The organism is Pseudomonas sp. B1(2018), from assembly GCF_003097365.1.
GTDB classification, from domain to species: Bacteria; Pseudomonadota; Gammaproteobacteria; order Pseudomonadales; family Pseudomonadaceae; genus Aquipseudomonas; species Aquipseudomonas laurylsulfatiphila.
Window position 1 is genome coordinate 360,434 of sequence record NZ_PYUK01000005.1, and the last position, 20,344, is coordinate 380,777.

21 protein-coding genes are annotated in these 20,344 nt (G+C 57.7%); 1 reads left to right on the top strand and 20 read right to left on the bottom strand.

Annotated elements, in window-relative coordinates:
• Positions 1 to 119: 119 nt before the first annotated feature.
• Positions 120 to 4,016 carry a hypothetical protein gene (locus C9422_RS10830; RefSeq protein WP_116580662.1) on the bottom strand — a complete coding sequence of 1,299 codons (3,897 nt, stop codon included), beginning with the start codon at positions 4,014 to 4,016 and terminating at the stop codon, positions 120 to 122.
• 248 nt (positions 4,017 to 4,264) lie between these two features.
• Here C9422_RS10830 and C9422_RS10835 point away from each other — a divergent pair, with 248 nt between their 5' ends.
• Positions 4,265 to 4,666, top strand: a complete 402-nt coding sequence (locus C9422_RS10835) for a hypothetical protein (RefSeq protein WP_256589920.1) — start codon at positions 4,265 to 4,267, stop codon at positions 4,664 to 4,666.
• Here the strand turns inward: C9422_RS10835 and C9422_RS10840 are convergent.
• The 19 genes from C9422_RS10840 to C9422_RS10930 all read right to left on the bottom strand — a co-directional run.
• Entirely contained in the window at positions 4,649 to 5,443 is a 795-nt protein-coding gene (locus tag C9422_RS10840; protein ID WP_116580663.1) for a DNA adenine methylase, read from the bottom strand. The genes C9422_RS10835 and C9422_RS10840 overlap by 18 nt on opposite strands.
• A gap of 190 nt (positions 5,444 to 5,633) precedes the next feature.
• Positions 5,634 to 6,668, bottom strand: coding sequence for a phage late control D family protein (locus C9422_RS10845; RefSeq protein WP_116580664.1), 1,035 nt, complete (start codon positions 6,666 to 6,668; stop codon positions 5,634 to 5,636).
• A gap of 52 nt (positions 6,669 to 6,720) precedes the next feature.
• On the bottom strand, positions 6,721 to 6,927 hold the full coding sequence (locus tag C9422_RS10850) for a tail protein X (RefSeq protein WP_116580665.1): 207 nt from the start codon (positions 6,925 to 6,927) through the stop codon (positions 6,721 to 6,723).
• A complete protein-coding gene (locus tag C9422_RS10855) occupies positions 6,902 to 7,759 on the bottom strand; it encodes a phage tail protein (RefSeq protein ID WP_116580666.1) in 858 nt (285 codons plus the stop codon). The genes C9422_RS10850 and C9422_RS10855 overlap by 26 nt, the downstream gene beginning before the upstream one ends.
• A 9-nt stretch (positions 7,760 to 7,768) precedes the next feature.
• Entirely contained in the window at positions 7,769 to 10,111 is a 2,343-nt protein-coding gene (locus C9422_RS10860; RefSeq protein ID WP_116580667.1) for a phage tail tape measure protein, read from the bottom strand.
• Positions 10,112 to 10,253: 142 nt separating this feature from the next.
• Positions 10,254 to 10,562 (bottom strand): phage tail assembly protein, encoded by a 309-nt coding sequence (locus C9422_RS10865; protein WP_116580668.1) that lies wholly within the window; start codon positions 10,560 to 10,562, stop codon positions 10,254 to 10,256.
• Positions 10,563 to 10,573: 11 nt separating this feature from the next.
• Positions 10,574 to 11,077 (bottom strand): phage major tail tube protein, encoded by a 504-nt coding sequence (locus C9422_RS10870; protein ID WP_116580669.1) that lies wholly within the window; start codon positions 11,075 to 11,077, stop codon positions 10,574 to 10,576.
• A gap of 12 nt (positions 11,078 to 11,089) precedes the next feature.
• The gene (locus C9422_RS10875) at positions 11,090 to 12,253 is read right to left on the bottom strand and encodes a phage tail sheath family protein (protein WP_116580670.1); all 1,164 of its coding nucleotides are present in this window, start codon (positions 12,251 to 12,253) and stop codon (positions 11,090 to 11,092) included.
• A 102-nt stretch (positions 12,254 to 12,355) separates the two neighbouring features.
• Positions 12,356 to 12,943, bottom strand: coding sequence for a hypothetical protein (locus C9422_RS10880; RefSeq protein ID WP_116580671.1), 588 nt, complete (start codon positions 12,941 to 12,943; stop codon positions 12,356 to 12,358).
• Positions 12,943 to 15,252 carry a phage tail protein gene (locus C9422_RS32850; RefSeq protein WP_116580672.1) on the bottom strand — a complete coding sequence of 770 codons (2,310 nt, stop codon included), beginning with the start codon at positions 15,250 to 15,252 and terminating at the stop codon, positions 12,943 to 12,945. The genes C9422_RS10880 and C9422_RS32850 overlap by 1 nt, the downstream gene beginning before the upstream one ends.
• Positions 15,245 to 15,856, bottom strand: coding sequence for a phage tail protein I (locus C9422_RS10890; protein WP_116580673.1), 612 nt, complete (start codon positions 15,854 to 15,856; stop codon positions 15,245 to 15,247). The genes C9422_RS32850 and C9422_RS10890 overlap by 8 nt, the downstream gene beginning before the upstream one ends.
• Positions 15,853 to 16,740 (bottom strand): baseplate J/gp47 family protein, encoded by an 888-nt coding sequence (locus C9422_RS10895; protein WP_116580674.1) that lies wholly within the window; start codon positions 16,738 to 16,740, stop codon positions 15,853 to 15,855. Before C9422_RS10895 ends, C9422_RS10890 begins: the two co-directional genes overlap by 4 nt.
• Positions 16,737 to 17,063 (bottom strand): GPW/gp25 family protein, encoded by a 327-nt coding sequence (locus C9422_RS10900; protein ID WP_043302559.1) that lies wholly within the window; start codon positions 17,061 to 17,063, stop codon positions 16,737 to 16,739. The genes C9422_RS10895 and C9422_RS10900 overlap by 4 nt, the downstream gene beginning before the upstream one ends.
• A 13-nt stretch (positions 17,064 to 17,076) precedes the next feature.
• Positions 17,077 to 17,307 carry a hypothetical protein gene (locus tag C9422_RS10905; protein ID WP_256589925.1) on the bottom strand — a complete coding sequence of 77 codons (231 nt, stop codon included), beginning with the start codon at positions 17,305 to 17,307 and terminating at the stop codon, positions 17,077 to 17,079.
• Positions 17,308 to 17,364: 57 nt separating this feature from the next.
• A complete protein-coding gene (locus C9422_RS10910; RefSeq protein ID WP_116580675.1) occupies positions 17,365 to 17,925 on the bottom strand; it encodes a phage baseplate assembly protein V in 561 nt (186 codons plus the stop codon).
• Positions 17,892 to 18,443, bottom strand: coding sequence for a hypothetical protein (locus tag C9422_RS10915; RefSeq protein WP_116580676.1), 552 nt, complete (start codon positions 18,441 to 18,443; stop codon positions 17,892 to 17,894). The genes C9422_RS10910 and C9422_RS10915 overlap by 34 nt, the downstream gene beginning before the upstream one ends.
• Positions 18,436 to 18,801, bottom strand: coding sequence for a hypothetical protein (locus C9422_RS10920; protein WP_116580677.1), 366 nt, complete (start codon positions 18,799 to 18,801; stop codon positions 18,436 to 18,438). Before C9422_RS10920 ends, C9422_RS10915 begins: the two co-directional genes overlap by 8 nt.
• Positions 18,798 to 19,118, bottom strand: a complete 321-nt coding sequence (locus C9422_RS10925; protein ID WP_116580678.1) for a DUF2190 family protein — start codon at positions 19,116 to 19,118, stop codon at positions 18,798 to 18,800. Before C9422_RS10925 ends, C9422_RS10920 begins: the two co-directional genes overlap by 4 nt.
• A 68-nt stretch (positions 19,119 to 19,186) precedes the next feature.
• Positions 19,187 to 20,344: ClpP-like prohead protease/major capsid protein fusion protein (locus C9422_RS10930; protein ID WP_371924721.1), on the bottom strand; the 1,158-nt coding region annotated here is incomplete at its 5' end.

The window sequence follows — 20,344 nt, forward strand, 5'->3', positions numbered from 1 at the left end:
TCTCTTGCCTACGCTCACAACGTGACGTAGGTCAGCCCGCTTTTTGCGACAGTAGCTGCCGATACACATCGGCAGCTACTTTACTTTTATGACAAGCCTACCAATATATTTTCGGGACGTTAAAAAAAGCCGACATCCCTTTCCTTATCTCGATTTTTTTCCTCCTCAATCTTTCGATCCGAATAAGAAATATAGCCTCTCGTCCAACTCCTAATATTACCAGATGGATGCTGAAGCAAAGGGCTTAATGCTTCCTTGTCGGATTCCAAATAAGGCACGAGCGATCCTGACCAGGACCGAGTCCTCATATTTGAGGCTAGTGTGTCCCCTACGTCTGGGTTATCGCCAAACTGCTCTAGCAGCGCCAAAAACAACTCTGTAGGTCGTGTTTTCCCGTCTACAGACTCAAGGACATTTAAACATCTCGCAACAAAAATAGGGCCAATGTCTTGCTGCAATGAGCACCAATCTATAACGCTATTTACAGGGAGCACAGTGAGGACACAAGGCAAAATAGTTGATCCATTTTCACGATCCAATAGTTGCTGAAGCCAGTAAAGCTCCATACCTTCTGCACGAACGATTGCCTCTCCAAAAATCGGCCACAGTACATCCCCATAATCCTGCATCAGGCCGATTAATAAGGGCTTTATATAACTCCAAATATCTCCGTGATTGAAGCCCACCTTGCATGCGGTTATTAGCTGGTTGGCCAACGAAACAGCAAACGACTCATCAGATTCTTTCAATATCTTTGCTGCCAAATCATTCCAATGATGTGCATCCATTGAAATGTTTTTATGCCCCTTATCAAGTGGAACAGCGACAAGAATCTGCTTAATCGGATCTCGCAGTATTTGAATAACACTTTCACTGCCAAAGCAATACATATAAATTACGTTTAGCGCCGCCCAACTTGATGCCTCACCAAGTGACGAAAGCCGAATACAAAAATCAGCCATATCGTCTGGTGGAATATCAGCAGTAACACTACCATAGCTTAGTGAATTCACACCGTCTGGTGGTATAACATCATTGCTGACCAGTTCGTACAGCTTATCGAGATGATACTTTTTAATACTACCTGTTCGTATAATTTGCGGATAAAGATGAACCAGTTTTTCATCCACCACAAGCAGATCAATTTTGCTTTGCCATTGTTCTGGAGAAAGTTCAAATACCCCTCGAAACATCCCCAAAATTAGTGAAGGGTTAGGTCGACTAGCGGCAAGCAGTAAATTAAATGCCGCATTTAGAATCACATCAATATCGGCTAACTCATGAGCCAACTGATAGCCAAATGTGTAAGCTTGTTTCTGCACACCTTCCAAAAGGCAACTCAAATGAGGCAAGAGATCATCGACTCTTAAAGCAACCTCTCTCGCTAACTCCCTTGCTTTTTCAGATGCCACATCAACATAACGGCCATCCTCCCCAGGCTTATGTTCCCAAGGGGGGTTAACGACTAATATTTGTAATTTCTCAGGAAGTTCAGAGTTTTGGGGGTTTAGTAGATCCAGCCAGCTATGCAGTGCCACTTCCGACTCTTTACTTAAACTTTCGGAATCAAACGAAAAAATACTGTTAATACTTTCCAGTGCGGCAGGCCAGTATCGACCATTGCGCAAAATCACATATTTAATGGCGTTATCCAACATTTCAATTCGTTTACGCGCCACAAAACCTCGAATTGAGTGCCCGATAATCGAAAGTGCTTTTTCTTTTTGCTCCCCACCCCGATCAATCATTAATAACAATAAATTGAACGCCTCTTGCCAAAAGTCAAATATCTCTTGCCATACTTTGGGCCTCCACTCTTCAAGTGGAGCTTTTGTTCCCTGATACTCAGCCCCTATAGTTCTCGTTGCTCCATAGGTACTTACTGCTTGATCGAGAGCCTGAAGTACTACCATGTCAATCTCTGCAAGGTTGCACGCGATAGCTCTTCTTAACACATCAAATCGAACACCTGGGCTCGCTTGAGTCCCAGATAAGTCGACTCTAAATAGTTGAGCAAACATGCCCGTCGCATTATTGCTCCACGTTTCATTTTCCGCAGAGGCAAGCAGCAGCATACACCAGGAGGACCTTTCAAAAAATTCAGAATGAAAGCATAACTTCTCCAAGGCCCAAACAAAGTTTCTGCGTATATCGCCTCGAATTGCTAGTAGCTCGCTCAAGCTCATTCCAAGTAATACATTATATAATGCATAGCTAGTTGATTCGGGATTCACCTCAACAAATGCGCGGAAGAGTTTCGAACCCCTCTCTGTAAGCAACACTTCCGCTTGGAGAAAAGGGCTATCCCCTCCGAACAACTTATCTGAAAATCTCTGAACGCTCGGCTGACTATCTAAATATGCAGCTTGAGTACAGAAGCTGTGCATTAATGAGTCAGGTAGATTATCAATTAACTGCTTTTGCCGTTCATAGGACGTCTCCTCCCACCATTCAGCCGCCAGTGTTAGCGCAAGCGGTTTCGGCACTACTCTTGCGTACCTGCCAGCCCTGTTAATAATCTGCCTTCTCGTAAAAGTCATCAAAGTGCGATCAAACACTTTCATATTTGATCCCGCGACATCTTCGGCTATAAATCTTGCTTCTTCACCAGCCACTCCCTCAGCAGTGCCAAAAACATCGAACAAGGAGCACGCAGACAGTAGTTCTTTGTCAGCATCTGAAACCCCTCCATCACCATCGATTAGTTTCTTAATAACCGAGTTACTTTCGATGGAGCCTAATAGCCTGCCCTGCTTCTGATATTGCTCGGCGATAAGAGTAGCCATCAACGGATAACCCTGAGCAAACTTTGCGACACGTTCTACATCAGAGTCACTCATGCCAACCAATATTGGCATCAGAACTTTTTTTATCGCCTCATCGGACAAAGCAGACAATTGAATATGGATGGAGCCATCAACTTGATCACTTAAATAACCCACCGTAATCAGTTTTAACTGACACTCCCTCTTATTAACCTCCTTACATAATTGAGCATGTAAATCTCCACTACAATTTTCCACGACTACAAGGCCATAGGTATTATCCTCGACCATCCGCCGAACACTTTCTTTAATGGATATCTCGTACCCCGGCGCATCAAACACCAGTACACATGAATCATCTAAACCACAGGAACTCTCTATCGCCTCCAATATTAGACGTGTCTTGCCAAGCCCAGAAGCACCTGTAAGCCTGATCACTACACGTACCAACTCCAGCCCAGCGTTCAATGCCGAGAGATCACCTGATCTCTTTTCATCGCTTACATAATGATATGCGTGATTGCGCTCAATACTTTTCCAATCATTTAAATCCCGCGAAGCAGCATTTTTATACTGCGCCACCGTACTTCTTTCTAAAATGAATTTTTTAAAAACTATGTATGATGTGGAATTTACACTACTAGGTTTTACAATCGAACGGTGATCGACATCGTTAATCGTTTCAATCTTGCCGCCTCTGAATATACTTTTGGAACTCAAGGAGCTCACAATGTCGTCATTAGCCGCAATAATACTCATAACGTCTATAGAATCACTTAAACCACTATTAACCCACTGATCGTTCAAATCATCGAGCTCACTAGAGTCTCGACATAAACTTTTCAAGTGGCGATTCCTGAACGACAAATATTTCCCCACATTGGCGTACGCCGAACCATCATGAGGCACATCAAAGAAACAGATTTTTCTTATTTTATGAACAACCTGCTTATCCCTCATTATGAGGAGCAACTTCTTTACAACCAACCCACCCAAACTATGGCCAACTAATATTATTTCATCCTTATCCAAATCACATCTGGCTGTAATATCAGTTAATAGACCATTGGCTATATTTGCAAGGCTTGGGGCACGCTGCCAAAACCCAAAAAATAAGTGAGGAGATTGATAGCCATATAATACGATCCCAAACTCTAAATCTGCATCCTGCTCAAGAAACATGGGAAAATTACCCCAGGTTTCATTAGCTGTACCTCCCAAGCCGTGTACAAGTATAATTTTTTTAGCCATTAATTTGCCCCAGCCAGTCGCATTGCCGATCCATTGAAGTTTGGAAAGTAGCAGGTTTATCAATTCCGAACCAAGAACGCGACATAAAAATATTGCGCTTGTCGGGTCTAGGGCCTCTAAATTCAGTAGCCGAATCCCACCCCCTCCCGCCTCGTTCCGTCACTCCTCGAAAAATGGCCCAGAAATTGGCCCAACCATCTCCGGCGCTCTGCCGATAAACCCCAGATAAGTTTCCGCCTGGTCGCCTCATGCTCGCGAAAATCTCACGCCTCGATCACTGTATATTCAAACAGTTCTTGGTAGGCACCACCGTGGCCTCATACGAAATTGAAGACACCAGCGATTGGCTTGGCTGTCCAACCCGGCTCGAAACCGTTAAGCATTACGCAAGCATGCTCGAAGAGGACATCCAGATACTTAGGTTCCAGCTGCGTACGGCAAAAGAAAACATCTCCTGCCTGGTCGAAATAAACGCCCAGTTGACTGCCGAGCTCAAAAAAAATCGGGTATGGATGGCAAACCTTGAAACGGAAACCTCCAATCAACTGTCACAGATCCAGAGCCTGACAATGGTTTTAGACCGCAAGACTCGAATCATTTTTGAGCTACAGGCAGCTAATGGATGCCGCTCTTCAAAAAAGACCACCTAACGCCGCCGGCTCCCAGTTCATGATCACCAGTTCACCACTGACCTCAGCCTTGCCCTGCCGTTGGTTGGTCGTGGTGTAGCGGATATCCAGCGTCTCGAAGTGAAAGCCTTCGAACACTCGGCGGATGTCCGGGTGGTCGTTAATGCTGACCATCACCCTGCCCTTGCAGCGGCGCATAAAGTCGGCCATGCGTTCATAGTTTTCGAATGGAAAATCCACCCCGTAACCTGCGGTCTGCCAGTACGGCGGGTCCATGTAGTGGAAGGTGTGGGCGCGGTCGTAACGTTCGGCGCATTCCAGCCAGGGCAGGTTCTCCACGTAGGTGCCAGAGAGACGCTGCCACGCGGCTGAGAGGTTTTCCTCGATGCGCAGCAGGTTGATCGACGGGGTGGTGGTCGCGGTACCGAACGTCTGCCCGGACACCTTGCCAGCGAAGGCATGGTGCTGCAGATAGAAAAATCGCGCGGCGCGCTGGATGTCGGTCAGGGTTTCGACGCGGGTCATCTTCTGCCACTCGAACACCTGGCGCGAGCTCAGCGCCCATTTGAATTGGCGCACAAACTCTTCAAGGTGGTTCTGCACCACGCGGTACAGCGTCACCAGGTCGCCGTTGATGTCGTTGAGGACTTCCACGGGTGCTGCCTGAGGCCGCATGAAGTACAGCGCGGCGCCGCCGGCAAAGACTTCGACGTAGCATTCATGCGGTGGAAACAGCGGAATGAGGCGATCGGCCAGACGGCGTTTGCCGCCCATCCAAGGGATGATGGGTGAAGACATGGATAGCAAGACCTTTACTGTATAAATAAACAGGTGCTAGGCTCGCTCTGCTTTGTGCACAGAGCAGGAGCCTTGGCGGGACTTGCAGGGACAATCTGCGGGGACGGTGGTCAGGCTGGATGTTGACGCATCCAGCTTGGCCGCTCCTTTCAAACTACTTTGCCCGGGCACGAGACTCACGCCCGGACGATCAATCGGCCACTTCAAGCACGACTTTCTGCGGCTTGCCTGAAGCCTTGGCCTTGCCCTCCTTGCCGCCATTGCACTCCATCGACACCGTCCAACCGGACGGGGTGAAGGTGTGATCCACCGACTCCACCAGGTATTCACCATCGAGGCCGCGCTTGAAGCCTTGCGCCTCAATCATGATTTCGGCAAACAGGTCGGTACGCCCCGGCAGGTCGAGACGCACCGAGGCGGTCGAACGGTTGAACGCGGCCAGACGGGCCTTGGCCGCTTCATCGGCCGCCGTGCGGTCCGGATAGATATGGCGATCGGTGTGCACCGGTGGCAGGCCTTCGGGCACGTTGGGGTTGTCCAGGTGCGAGATCAGCAGCTCGCCGCTGGCCGGGTCCTGGTACTGGGTGCTGACGCCCTGATGCGCGCTGCGATCGCTCAAGAGAAACCGCCAGCGGGTGACATCGCTGCGCTGCAGGGTGATGACCGCCAAGGCCTTCCCACTGGCGCTCTGCCCGCCCTGTCGCGGCAAGACCAGCAGCTTGCCGTCGGCCACCTTGGCCGTGCAGTCGTGCTTCTTGGCCACCCGGGTGATGAAGTTGAAGTCGGATTCATTGAGCTGGTCCATGCGCGGCACCCGGGTGTCGACTGGGCATGACGGCTGCCAGCCATTGCGGGCCGCCACGTCACCGACGATCTGCGCCAGGCTGACATCCTCCCAACTGCCGCTGCGCGTGGTTTTGCCGCTGCCACGCATGTCGCTGGCCTTGCCGCTGATCACCAGCGTGTCCGGTGGGCCAGAGACGGCGACATCGTCCACGGTGTAGCGGCCCATGCGGGTCAGGTCGGCGCCGGCATAACCCAGGTAGACTTCGATGCTCGCGCCACGGACAGGCAGCGACACCGCGCCGTCACGGTCGTCGATGCGCAACTCAAACGAATCCGACGCCATGCCGGGGCGGTCGGAAAGCTGCAGCGAAACCAACCGATCATCGATCAGCGCGGTAATGTCGGCGCCGTCGGCGACGATACGAAACAGCGGTTGCATCGTGGTACTCCAGGCAAGAAAAAGCCCGCACGCGGCGGGCTGGATGACGGGATCAATCCCACAGTGAAATCACGCTGTCAGTCTCGACCACCAACTCCGGCAGCGTGATCAGTACGCCCGCCCGGAACGGTTGTGGTTCATCGGCCAAACCTTGGTTGGCAGCCAGCACCGCCTCGACGCAGCGGTTCAGGTGGCCGTAATAGTGGTGGCACAGGGTATCGAGCACATCCCCGTCAGCCGTTCTGCAGGTCATCGCCATAACGGACAAACTCCAATGAAAAACCCTGCTTGCGCGGGATGGCCCCGGGCAGCAAGGCGCTTTGTTCCTCGTCGATATTGGTCAGACACCAGTTGCCCAGCACCTCGCCGTAACCGGTGGTCAGGTTCAGAGGAAGCAACTTGGCGCCGATACTGCGCAGCGTATCCAGCTGCTTCAGCCCCCCCTTGAAGCTCGGGTAGATCGCGCCCTTGATGGTTATTTTCTCCTCGCCCAGCCCCACGGCCTGTTGCGCTGGCCGCCGGGTCAGGCGCTCCTGCGCGGCCCAGCGAAACGACGTCTGCCGGCGTAGCTCGTCAAACGCCGCTGTGTCCAGGTTGAAGTAATACGGCCGCTCATTGGCCTTGAGCGGGTAGATGATCAACAGGTGCGGGAATGGCTTCACCGCATCAGGAATCGGCGTCATGTCGCCGGCAAACCATTCCGTGGGGAAAATATTGCCCAACGCGGCATTGGCCTTACCGGCCACCTTGTTGAACGCCGCGCCAAACCGGCCGATCTGTTCGGTCAGGGCGGAAAAGTGCTCTTCAAACTGCGCCAAGGCTCGCTGGGTCTGGTTGTAGTAGCTGGCGACCTTGCCGATCTTGGCCTGCGCCGAGTTGATCGCATCCTGCAGGCGTCGGGTCTTGTCGCTCAGGTCCTCGCTGATAAAGGGCAGACCTTCCAGCGCATCGGCCGCCCCGCTGATTTCATTCAACGCCCCATTCATGGGTCCGGTCATGGACTCCAGGTCAGTGCGCCCGGCCTCCCCCGCGTCGACCATGTACTTCAGCCCGCCCTGCAGGTGCTCCAGGTAGTTTTTTTCATCCGCCATAACACTTCCTTAGCCCACATGGGGCGCATCAAACAACTGGCGGTCACGCGCCTCCCGGGCGAAGTCTTCAAACTGACGGCGCAGATACGGCATCAGTTCCTGAACCAACTGTGCTGGGTCTTTCACATCGCCTTGCACCTGAAAAACCGGGGCTGGGGCGAAGGTGAATTGCTGATCGACCTTCGGCCATTCGGGTGTCTTCGCTGCGGTGCTCGACATCAATGCCGCCGCCGTGACCGGCGCGGCGGGGGCGCTGTCCATTGCACGCACGACCGCGCCCACCCCTTGACCGGCGGCCATGGGAAAGATGCCGAGCGGTGCTTTCAGTATGTCCGGCCCGCCAAACAAGGCCTTGCCCATGGTCGCGCCGACGTCGCCGCCGCCCCACGCCCCGAGCCAGGCACCGATCACCCCACCCACTGCGGTACCGAGCAGCGGGATGACCGAACCAATGGCTGCGCCGGCCGCTGCACCCGCCAAGCCACCGGCCAGACTGCCTGCCGCCTCGCCGTAGCCTTCGGCCTTTTCATCACGGGTGGTGGCGTTCTGGTAAGTGTCCACCACCTGAACGCCGGCACCGACCACCGCCAGTGCCCCGCCCACTTTCATGCCACGGGACATCCGACTTGCAGGGCTTTTGCCCTTTCCGCCCTTCCTTTCTTTGCCGTGATCCAGCCCGTCGTCATCGCCGTCATTCGCGTTGGTCACGAACACACGCTGCACGATATTGGACCGGTCGCCGGCCGAACCGCGCGCGATGTTGGCCAGACCCCGGCCGATCTTGAGCATGGCCAACGCCTTGCCCAGCACCAGCGCTCCGGTACTCACTGCCGCTAGGCCCAGCACCACTTGGGGCGCTTGCTCGGACAACGCGGTCAAGCCCCGCGCCGCGCCGCTGATACCGGTGGCCAGCGCATCCGTCGCCGGGCGCAGGGCATCCCCGATTGCGCGCAACGAATCGTTGAACGCCTGACCGGTTTCGGCCCAGCGTTGCGCTGACGTTTCACGCCGTTCATTCAGATTTTTGTCGAGAATGTCCTTGCGTGGGCCGTTGGGGTCCGAGGCGCCTTTTTTCAGGTCCGCGTAGAATTTTTTGTTCTGGGTGTACGCCATCAACGCGGTCTTGACCTGCATGTCGGCAAACAGATCGCCGGTACGCAAGGTGGCAGCCAAGGCATCGGCCATGGCTTGCGCCTTGGCCGGGTCCGTCTCCTGGCTGATTCGGGTCAACCCTTGATCCAGCTGCTTGGCCTTTTTCGGGTCGGTTTTTTCCACGTACCGACGCGCCAGTTCGAAACTGGCCTCAAAGGTCGACAGGCCCTTGCCAATGGCGGCGTTCATTGAGCCCTGATAGTCGATACCGGCATCGGCGTAGCCTTTGACCGTTTCCCCTGAACCGATTTTCGCAATCCAATTTTTCAGGTTGTTCGCCGCCTCATCGGCGCTGCCGGCGCTCTTGATCTGCACCTGCAGCATGGCGCCCAACTGGGTCACCGCATCCTGACCGGTGATACCGCTGCTGGCCATTTGTGCCAGCAGTTCCGGAAACCACTTGGCCATGTCGGCCGCTTCGAAGCTGCCTTGCTGGCCCAGCAACGCGACCGACGCCAGGGCCTGTTCCATTTTCTGAGGGTCGGTGATCTTGGCGTTGTTTTGCATCGCCAGAATCATCTTCGCCGTGTCTGTGCCCGACGCGCCCTGCCCGACTGCAAACTTCGCCGCCACCGGGGCGTACTTCAGCGCTTCAGTCAGATCCATGCCGCCGCCAACCAGTTGGTTCACCAGCTCGGCCACCTGGGTGTTGGCCATGCCGGTGTCTTTTGAGGTCTGGACGATGTCGCGCGCGGTGTTCACTTCCTGCTGGGTGTTGGCGGTACCGGACTTGATCGCGATGTCACGAATGATCGCCTGAAAATCCGCGCTGACCTTGGTCGGCACGGCCGCTAGGGTGGTACCGGCCACCGCCGTACCGAACCCGCTGCGCAGGCTCTCTCGCCCCTCCTCGACCTGCCCCATCCCTTTGGCTTTGAACTCGGCACTGCGCACCACCTTGCCCAGCGCCAGGTACTCCTGACGCAAGCGCCCGACTTCCACCCCCTGCTTGCGCAGGCTATTGGTATTGGTCTCCAGTTTGCGCAGCAAAGCATCGGCGTTGGCCGCCCCACTGTCGTGGGCTTTTTTCCATTCATCGCGCAGACGCATGGTCTCGCCGATGACTTTCTGCAAGCCCTTGGCGCGGGTGGTTTGCGCCTCGAGCTTTTTCATTTCGCCGCTGACGTTCTTGAAGGCGGCGCCGAGGGAGGAATCGACGGCACCGCCAATCACCAGCCCGAGCGAGAGTTTGTTCGCCATGCAGGTTACCTGTGTGCGACGGGATTTGGCTCAGTCCGTGAGCCACCAAACCATCTCGGAAAACGACAACCCCTGAATCTCGGCCGCCGAAAAATTCAGCTCGATGGCCAAGCGTTTGGCCAGAGCCTTTTGCAGCGCGGGGTTAAACCCCGTCATCTGCTCCCAGACGAAAATAGGCGGTCTGCAAACGACGGTAATCGCGCATCAGCAGCCCCTCCAGATCCGCACGGCCGATGCTCGCCAGGCTGCAGAACAAGACCATTTCCTGCTCTTCTTCGTTGCTACCGCCCTGCAGGGTGGCGGCGCGCATCTCGCGCACCGTCGGCTCCCGCAGGGTCAGCTTGTCGACCTGAATGCCGTTAGCCTCGCTCGGTCGGGACAGGGTCACGGTGGCGATGCCGCTGCCCAGTTGCAGCCATTTCGGCAGGACGTTGTCTTTCGCGTTGTTCATGGTGTTGCTCCTTACATGCCCAGGGCGGACCGCACGGCGGCCAGTTGATCGGTACCATCGACGACACGGATCGAGTTGAGGGGATCGATTTCAAACATCACACTGCCGTCGATTTCCAGCTTGTAATAGGTCACCGCAACGGCGTACTTGAACTCGCCCTTTTCACCCGGCTTCCAGTCCCCCGGGTCGACTTCCTTGAGGCTGCCACGCAGGGTGGCGATCACCGCCTTGACCGAACCTTTCTGGCCTTTAAAAGCTCCGCGGAACGAGGCATTGAACCCGGTCAAGTCGGACTGGCCGAAGAACTTCAGCACCTCGCGGCGCACACCATTGGTGAGGAAGCTGGCTTCCAGCTTCTCCATACCCATGTCGAGTTCGACCGCCGCATCCATGCCGCCCGCGCGGTATTCGTCAGTCTTGAGGGTCAACTTGGGCAGGGTCAGGCTCGGCACGTCGCCTTGCAGGCTGATGCCGTCCACGAACAGGTTGGTGTTGTAGAGCACTTCCGGAATCATAAAACGGCCTCCTTAGGCAGCGGTGTCCAGCACTTCAGTGATCCACTGATCGGTCACCTCCACGCGGAAGTTCGGGTTTTCGGCCGGCGGCACATCGGTGAACCGAATGTTCCAGTACACCCTGCCGTCGCTGAGTTCGCTGGAGGTGTTCAGTTCTTCGTCGGCATAGATCTCGAAATTGACGATCGCGCCTTGGTTCTTCAGGTCGCGCATGAAGGCCTTTAAGCCTTCGGTCACATCCTTGACGTAGGTCGCGGTGATCGAGCGGTCGACGGCCCACTTGTGCGCGTAGAGGATGGCGTCCATGACGATGTCCAGCGTGCGCACGCGGGTGACGAACTTCCATTTCGGATCGCTGGACAGCGTGCGGTTGCCCCACAGGCGGTAGCCGTCATCACGGATGATCGTGGTGATGTTCGCGTTGTTCAGCAGGTTGGCCCGGCAGGACGCATCGCCGTCGAGAAACTCGATCGGCCGCGTGGTGCCGGTAACGCCGACAAACTCCTTGTTCGACGGCGAGGCCCAGAAACCGTAGGTGGCATCGGTCCAGGCAAACAGGCCAGCGGTCCAAGCCGAAGCCGGTGCGTTGACGGTGGCACTGGTCCCGGTGTCCCAGAACTGCACGCCCGGATCGACCATGTAGGCGTGTTTGCTGCCGAAATTTTCGGCGTATTCAATGGCGGCTTCGTCGGTGGTGTTCGGCCCGTCAATGATGGCCATGGCCCGCATCTTGTCACCCAGCGCCACCAGTTCGGTGGCCACTGCCAACGTCGCCGAATACCCCGGAGTCACCAGCAAGCGTGGCTGGGCGTTGAACTTGCTTTTACCGTTGAGCAACGCCTGCATGCCGGTACGGCTGCCGTCGGCCCAGACCCCGCCGATGATCGCGGACAGCTGCTCGGCCGGGTCGTCCAGCAGCGGCACACCGACGGCGACAATCACCGCCTTGGACCGCTTGAAAATCGCCTTGCAGTCCTGGGTGATCGCCGCATCCGGCCCCCAGGCGGCGACCGCTTCACTTTCGCGGGTGATCAGCAGCAGTTCGTTGGCTGCAGCCGTGGCCGGCGGCCCCACGGTGAAGGTGTTGCACAGACCGATGATCGACGCGGACGGGGTGGCGATATGCCGGGCGCCGGTGTCCACCAAGGTCACGGTGACGCCGTGAAAAAAACTCATAGAGTGATGCTCCAGAAACGAAAAAGCCCCGCATCAGCGAGGCCGTGAGAATGTGCGGTGACGTGCAGCATGGAAAAGAAAACGCCCCGGCAATGCGGGGCGTCAGGACGCGGTGCTGGTCAGTCCGTCCGGCTTTAACGGCCGTTTATCACTGGCTGGAAAGTCTGGTGAAAGAGGCCAGGCCCGCAGTTCATTGCGGTAGGTGCGCCAGGCGGATTCCGTGCTGAGCGCAGTCGGGTCAGCATCCAGATGCTTGTCGAGCTCTCGGCCCGCCCAGTGCAGTTCATTTTCGATCCACGATCGTTCTCGCCGGCTCTGTAGCGCCAGATCGAGCGCGGCATCCAGCACCCAGTCGAGACCATCCCAGATATAGGCCGAACTCGGTCGCGGCAAGGTCGTCAGCTCGGCCGGTAACTCACCGGGCATCGAGTGCGTCACCTCGGCACCATCAGTGGTGCGGAAAGCCACGCCCCGGAAGTCGGGCACGACACCCCATGCATCCTGCTGCCTAACGGCCACCTGTTGCTCCGGGGCTTCAGGCGGCTCCTCCAGCGTTGCGCCAGCCGGTAGACCGCAGCCGCGACTCACATAGATGTCGTGCTTTCCGAGGTACTCACCCGTGGTTTCACTGAAGGTGTAAACGTCGATCCAGCCACTCTCATCAAAAAAACCATTCACTAAAGTAGTCATCAATACATCCTGCAGATGTAGTTGTAAGCGACGTTGCGCATTCGAGTTTCCGTGCTCACACGAACGACGGCTGAAGGATTGAAAGTTACCGACATGTTGCCCGTTGTACTGACTCGTGGTGCAGCGGGTATATCACTCGTCATGTAACCAGTAGCCGTAAATACGCCGGTCGCGGTATTCACCAGCAACATCGAATCATCGTCCTGTAGCCTGAGTTCACCCGTCATGTTTTGTAGCGTGTCGAGTTGAAGGCTCAACACGGGACGCCCAGAGTCGGGGTCGATTCCGCGCCCGCCATCCAGACCACGAATCGACTCGGCGCGCATGTCTGGCAGGAAGCCGCTGGGATACACGGCTGCCAATGCCGGGTACCACTCGACATTGAACGGCTGCCCCCCCATCAAAACGCATTTGTCGGGTGGCGTAGCGGTTGGCCATGGAAACGGCACGCCGACAGGAAGCGAGAATATGGCAGCAGGATCAAAATTGCTTTCGGTCCAGATCCCCCCGAAATCCTGCGCATCAACCTGTATTTTTATTTTGCCCGAGACGTTTTCATAGCCAATGTAGATTTTATTGGCGTCCTGACCCGCCACCCCGCCTTGCTGCACGGGAGTGAAGCCCAACGCAGGTTGGTACGCAGCAGGGTCAAAGTTACTAGTGTCCCAGCCCGTTACCCACGCACTGAATACGTATCCCTCTGGGGTCTGAACACCGCCACGGGTGTAAGTTGTACCGGTGTTATAGCCGATGATTTGTTGCCAGAGGGTGTCTTGACTGACCGCAACCAGCATGGGGGAGAATTGACATCCTTCTGGAACGTTCGGGCCGGGGTTCACCCGGTAAATGCCCACGGTAGTGATTGTGTCTAGATCGGTGCCTTCAGGTAGGATAATCCCCCCGTGACCGATGCCATAAGCACCCGTGAGCAATACACGGCCTGGCGTGTCATCTTGGGGGTAGATTTGTTTAACCAGATTGGTTGAGTCCCAGATGCTTTCCCATTCGCCCCAGACACCGGCAGTCAAGGCCCGGCGGTGTAGGGTGTGGTCGGCATTCCCATAAATCTCCTGGAAGGCGTATTGACCTGGTGTAATCGCTGAGACGCGAACCCAACCCTCATAGATCCCGCCTCCAGGCCCTCCTATGCCATTGCTGATGAAATAGAGGGCCGTCTCCGCGTTCAAGCCACCGATGTCAACATCACTGACCGCATAGGCGGGCCCGCCCCAGCCGAACGCTCCGACCTTCATCAGCGCATCAGGCGTTGGATCGTGGAGATAGGTTTGAGCATCAGCGGTCGCGGCGGTGCCCAGCCCGAGGTTATTCCGAGCCTCGACCACATCCGCGACATCGGCCAGGTTTTCGCTGGCCGCCAGGGCGTCGGTGATGCCGTAGCCGTCCAGGGTGGTCGGGTTGGTGCCAGCGATCACACGCCCAAGGGCATCGACGGTGACACTGCGAAACGTGCCCACACCGCCCCCACTGCCGCCTGCGATCATTTCAAACTGCAAACCGGTGGTGCCGAGGGTGATCGGCGCGTCGGTGACCAACTGCCAGAGGCTGTCGCCGTTGGTCGTGCCCTGCTCGACGTGGATGAACAACCCCGGGGTCACTTCCGGGCTGTTGTCGGCATCGGCGGCCCGCGTCCAGCCTTCGGCGCTGACGACATACAGGCCGTTGTCCTGGGCTTCTGCCTGGGCAGTCACCAGCACCCGGTCACCGACAACCATGGCCACGTCATCGATGGTCTGCACATTATTCAGGGTGATGGGGACTGTGGCCGCCACCCGCGCTGACTGTTTGTGATCCAGCTTGGCCAGCGCTTCGCTGATCGCGAGGTCCACGTATTCGCGGGTGGCCAGCACCACCGCCGGGTCGATCTTCAGCACGATGTTCGCCGAGCTGCTGACGATGAAATTCATCCGCACGACTTGGGTCTTGCCACTGCCTTGGTCCAGCAACGGTTTGTAGCTCGGCGCGCAGTTGGCCACCGCCACCAGGTCGCCGTCGACATCGTATAGGCCGATCTCGCGAATCCACTCACCGCCCACTTCCGGCGGAATGATCTGCTCGGTGATCACCGTGTTGGGGTTGGCCGGATCGACACGGATCTGGTTGATCGGCGCCCGGCGCCATTCGTTGATCAACTGGGTCTGCAGGCGATCGGGAATCGGGTCGGTGCCGTTGGCATCGCCCAAGCCCATCTCGGTGAACATCCAGTCCAGGCCCATGGCGATGGCATTGGCGTGTTTGGCTTCGCCGACTGCCGTGAGAATGGCAAAAAACTGACTGGTCTTATCAATCATAGGGATAAACGTCCAAAGTATCGGTTTCATCAACGCAGAGCGCCGGGCCAAAAGAGCCGGTCACGTCGATGTCTTGCGGGGCCGGGGGGTACACGTCGATCTCCTCGCCTTCTTGCACGCACACGGCAATGCCCAGCACCCCTTCGGTCTGCAGACTGAGCGCCAGGTTGGTCATATGCCGGCTGACCGGACGAGCGTCGTCGATCAACCACGCCAGTTCCTCGTACAGTTCCTCGGTGATGCCCGAGTCATTCAGGCCGACCTCCAGAGCGAAGGTGCCGGGCACGCCTTCCGGCACAGTGTCGAACCATTCCACGACGTCGATCAGGTAGCCCAAGGGCTCGACCACCCGACGCAGCGCACCGATGGTGCCTTTGCGCGCGTGCACGTCGTACGCCGAACGGATCGCCGTGCGCTTGGCCTCCTGGGTCCAGTTGTTGTTCCAGCGGTCCACCGACCAGGCCGAGGCTAGGTACGGCAACAGGTGTTCGGGGCAGGTGTCGGCGTTGTACAAACTGCGCAGCGGAATCAGCGTGTTTTCGTAGTTGGCCGCTTCCACGGCCAGCTCCAGCGGCGTGCTATTGAGCGGTAGCTGACTGCTCATGTCAGACTGGCTCCCAGCACCACGTTGTAACCCGTGCAGTACGCCGCCTCGGCCTTGCTTGGTCTGATGTCGGTCCAGCCCAGCAGCTCAACCCTGGCGATGCCGGGAATGTGCAACTGCGCATCGATCCCCGAGCGCGCCACTTCCAACCCCAAGCGACGACGCGGGTTGATCCACTCGCTCAGGCGTCTCTGGCTTTCGGCCAGATAGGCTTCGTTTTCCGGCCCCGGTGCCTGCGGGTACAGCACCGCTTCAATGTGGTAATCGATGACCACGGCGCTCTGCACCGTGAGGCGGTCGGCCACCGGCCGCACGTCCTCGTCATTGAGGTGCAGCCGGACCTCTTCCAGCAGTTCCGGTGAGGCCGCGCCGCTGCCTTCCAGGCTGAGCACGGTAACCACCACCACGGCCGGCGATGGGCTTTCCGCCGTAGCATCGGCCACCAGGCCGGAAGCGTTGCGTGCATGCAGGATGTAGCTGTTGCGCGGCCCCGCCGTGGTCAGCCCCTCATACGATAGCTGCACCCGCTCGCGCAGGGCATCGTCCTCTTCGAGCACCTGCGGCGTCGGCGGCATCGTGCTCGGATCTCCGGCCTGAATCACCAGGCGTTGCAGGTTGACGTTCGCCGCTAGGTGATCGAGGTCAGCACGCTCGGCGTGGGCCAACAGCAAGGCCTTGCCCGCATCGTTGACCCGCGCCCGATTCTGCAAGGCGCCATATGCGGCCTGCTCGATCAGCTTGAGCACCGGATCACTCTCCAGCTCCGCGCTCCAGTTATCGCCCATGCTCAGGCGGAAGGCTTCCAGCTTCTCCTGGTAGACCACTTCAAAGTCGAGGTCTTCCAGCACTTGCGGCGGCGGCAGGGCCGCCAGCTCCATGGTCATGCGGACACCTCCAAAGTCACGTCGCTGCCCAGGTACTGCCCAGTCAGCTCAAAGGTGATACGCCCGTCGAGGATGGCCACGGCGCGCACCCGGCCCAGTTTCAGGCGAGGCTCCCAACGCCCGAGCGTGCTGGCCACCTCGGCTTGCACCGCACTCTTCCAGCCGTCATTGACCGGCAGGTCGACAAAGCGCCGCAGCTTGCTGCCGTACTCCGGGCGCATGCGCCGGCTGCCCAAGGGCGTCGACAAGATGTCCTCAATGGACTGGCGCAGGTGATCGAGGCCGGAAATCAGCTGGCCGGTGCGGCGATCCAGTCCGATCATCCCGATCATTGGATCAGCCCTCGACCGCGACAAAATCCTTGCGGCCATGCAAATACTCAATCGCGACCGTATCCTCCGAGGCCACCGCAACCTGGGCCTTTTCCACTTTCAAGGTGCGCCCCGTCTCCAGCAGGACCAGTACCCGCGAGGTATAGAGCGTGTCGCGGAAGGTACAGAGCGCGGCCGGCGTGGCCGGGATCGGCTCATCGCTGGCTACCGATACGTCCTTGGTTTTACTCGTCATGCTTTTTCTCCAGACATGAAAAAACCCGCGCGCGGCGGGCCGAAGATGAATGTTCACTCAATGCGAGTGGTTGCTGCTGTTGCCCCCGGCATCCATGATCGTACCGGCGCCGCTGATGTCGCCGGACACGCTCAGCGCACCGTCGATGCTCACCTCACCCACCAGCGTGATCTGGCTGGCAGTCACCCGGACTTGAGCCGGCGTCACTTCAAACTGCGAGCCACCGACCGTGATGGTCGCGCTGCTGCCGTCGGGTAACGCGATGCTGTAGCTGCCGGCCTGCCAGTCGTAGACCAGCGAGCCGCCATCGTCGAAGTACCAGGCCTCGACGTGATCGCGGTTGTCCGGCGGCGCCCCGGCGTTGCCATACAGCCCCGGGATAAAGGTGCCCATGGCCGGGTCCCCACTGGGGCTGAACAATGCGCCCTGCTCCCCCGGACTCGGCGCCCGCCAGTGACGGGCCTTGCCGGCGGCCAGGCTATGCCAGCGCACCCAGGCACTGACCCAGGTACCGGCCTTGACCCGCACCCGGCCGGCCATTAGATCGATGCCGACCACCACGCAGGGCAGCAGCATCGCGGCAATCATCCGGTCGTGCTCAGCGCTGACGTATCCCATGCCAGATCCTCCGGCTGAAAGTAGTGGTCTTCATTGCCGGTACCGGTGCAGCCGTCGACGTTCAGGTACAGGGAACCCGGTGGCTCGACTGCCCATAACCATTCGGTTTCGCCAATCTGGAACACCTGTTTCCATTCCACGATCCACACCACAAATTGCGCCAGCTCTGGCATCGAGTCGTCCGGGAATGCACGTACCTCCTGCACCTCTTCGACAAAGTCCAACCCCCAATACTGCCCGCGCAAAATCTTGCTGATCTCGGCGGCCAGAATGGCGGCCTGCAAGGCCGCTTTGCTGATGGTCGAATCGACCATGATGCACACCTGAAAGCGGCCGCTCAGGGAGGTTTTGCCGCTGCCATTGTCGGGGGCTTCACCGATTTCCGTCAGGGCAAACAACACCGCCGGCAGACCGACTTCAGCGTCCAGTTCAGGGAACGCCTCGACGCTCACCACCGACGGCAACCCGGCGCGAAACGTCGCCTCGATCGCATTGTGTAGGGTCGTCAGCTCATCCATTGTTCAAACTCAGTATGAAAGTGACCATGCCGGCGCCGTCCGGCTCGCGCTTGCTGACCTTGTAACGACCACCACCCTGCTCCACCGGTAGATCGACGGTAAGAAAGGTATCTTTCTCGATGCCCACCGCCTCCACCACGCGGGCCATGAAAGTCGGCGCCAGTACGTTATCCGTCACGATGGCATTGCCCAAGCGCACGCTCTTCGATTTGCCACCCACATCCGCACCGACAAAGGGCGAGAAGAACGCACCGAACAGCGGCACGCCGTCCGGCTTGATGGCGCGATCGCCGAGGCGATCGACCAGCACCGCATCCATCCGGGCCGTGACGTCACGAAAGCGGCCCAGCGTGGTCACTGGATCAACAACGCTTCGGCAATCCCACCGACCGGGGCACTCAGCAGCTTGCCGAATGGCACCAAATCACCGGTGGCAGTCAGCGGATCAACCAGTACACCGGCTTGTAGGGCCACCCTTTGCCCCTGCAGCAGCGCCGCGTCGGCGGCCAAGCGCCAGACGCCACCGATATGACCGACCAACATGTCACCCTCGATGCCACTGGCAATCGGGATCACCACCAGATCTACCAATACCAGCGGCACACCCGCTGTTGCCCCACCGACCGGGGCAGTGAAGGTCACCGTTTGGCCGGCACCCGAATAATTCTTGGACATACACATTTCTCCTGTACAGAAACAACAAACCCCGCACGCGGCGGGGTGTATAGGGTTATCAACAGCCGTTAGCGGGCTTTAGTTGCTGCCGCACCGATCGACTTGTTCAGGCCTCGATAGTCCAGCGCCGCGACCCCGGCGTCGATTCGAACCTTGCTCGTCACGCCATCAATGGTGAAACCCTGTTGCTGTTCCATGTATGGCTGCTCAACGCCGTCCAGGTAGGCGACTTCGATGGTGTCGGCGCCTTGGCGGGCTGCCTGATACCAGGTGGTTGCTGAATCATCGTCAAGGCGTGGCTCGGCGATCACTGCGGCGAAGTTGCGGATCGGGTTGTCGATGCCGGCATTGGTGTCAACGCCAGGCACCGATGCCGAGCGAATCAGTTGGTTGGTCTTGTCTTCCAGCGCCACCGGTACCAAAACAAACGCCGGGCGAATGTTCAGGGTCCGGGGCTTGCCGCCCTCGACTTGAGTTTTCTGCAAGGCCATGGCGGTCTTGGCCTTACTCAGCGCTTCGATCGACATATTGGCGCTGGCACCAGTAAACAGGTTGTTGCGTTCGGCATCGAACAGCTCTCTGCCGTCGCTCATTACCGGCGAATGGATCAGCGTGTCGTAGACCAGATCGCCAATGGTGCCGCGCGCGGCCAGCCCCATGTTGTAGGGCACCGTACTCAGCTGGTCGAGGTCATCGTTGATGATGGCCTGACGGGTGATGCTGAACATTTCACCGTAGGTAGCCAAGCGGATTTTTTCGCCACGATCACTGGTGGTGATGTATTTGTATTCCGCACCTGGGCGAACTTCACGCAGGCTTGGGAACGCCCCCATACCGACCCGGGATGCCACCTTGAAGTCACTCAAGCGACCCTTTTTGGTCCACAGGTGGTAGGTCTCCGGCGCCTCGTCCCAGCCGAGCAGTACCGACTTGGCGGCGCTGTCCACCAGGATGTTGCCGAAATCGCTGGAGTCATGGGTGAACGCAAGGCCGACCATGGCCATCGGATCAAGAGTAGCCACCAGAATGCCGCGATCATGCAGCGAAGCGCGGGCCAGTTCACGCAGGCTCATGTGGTTATAGGCGTTGTCTTTCTGGTTTTCCGCCTGACCCAAACGGCCCGCCAGAGAGGCGCGCACCGAATCGCCGACCAGATTGCCATTGCTGATGTGGCCATGATGCCCGGGGCCGCTCGTGGGGGTGGTGGTCGCACCCAGCGCGACCAG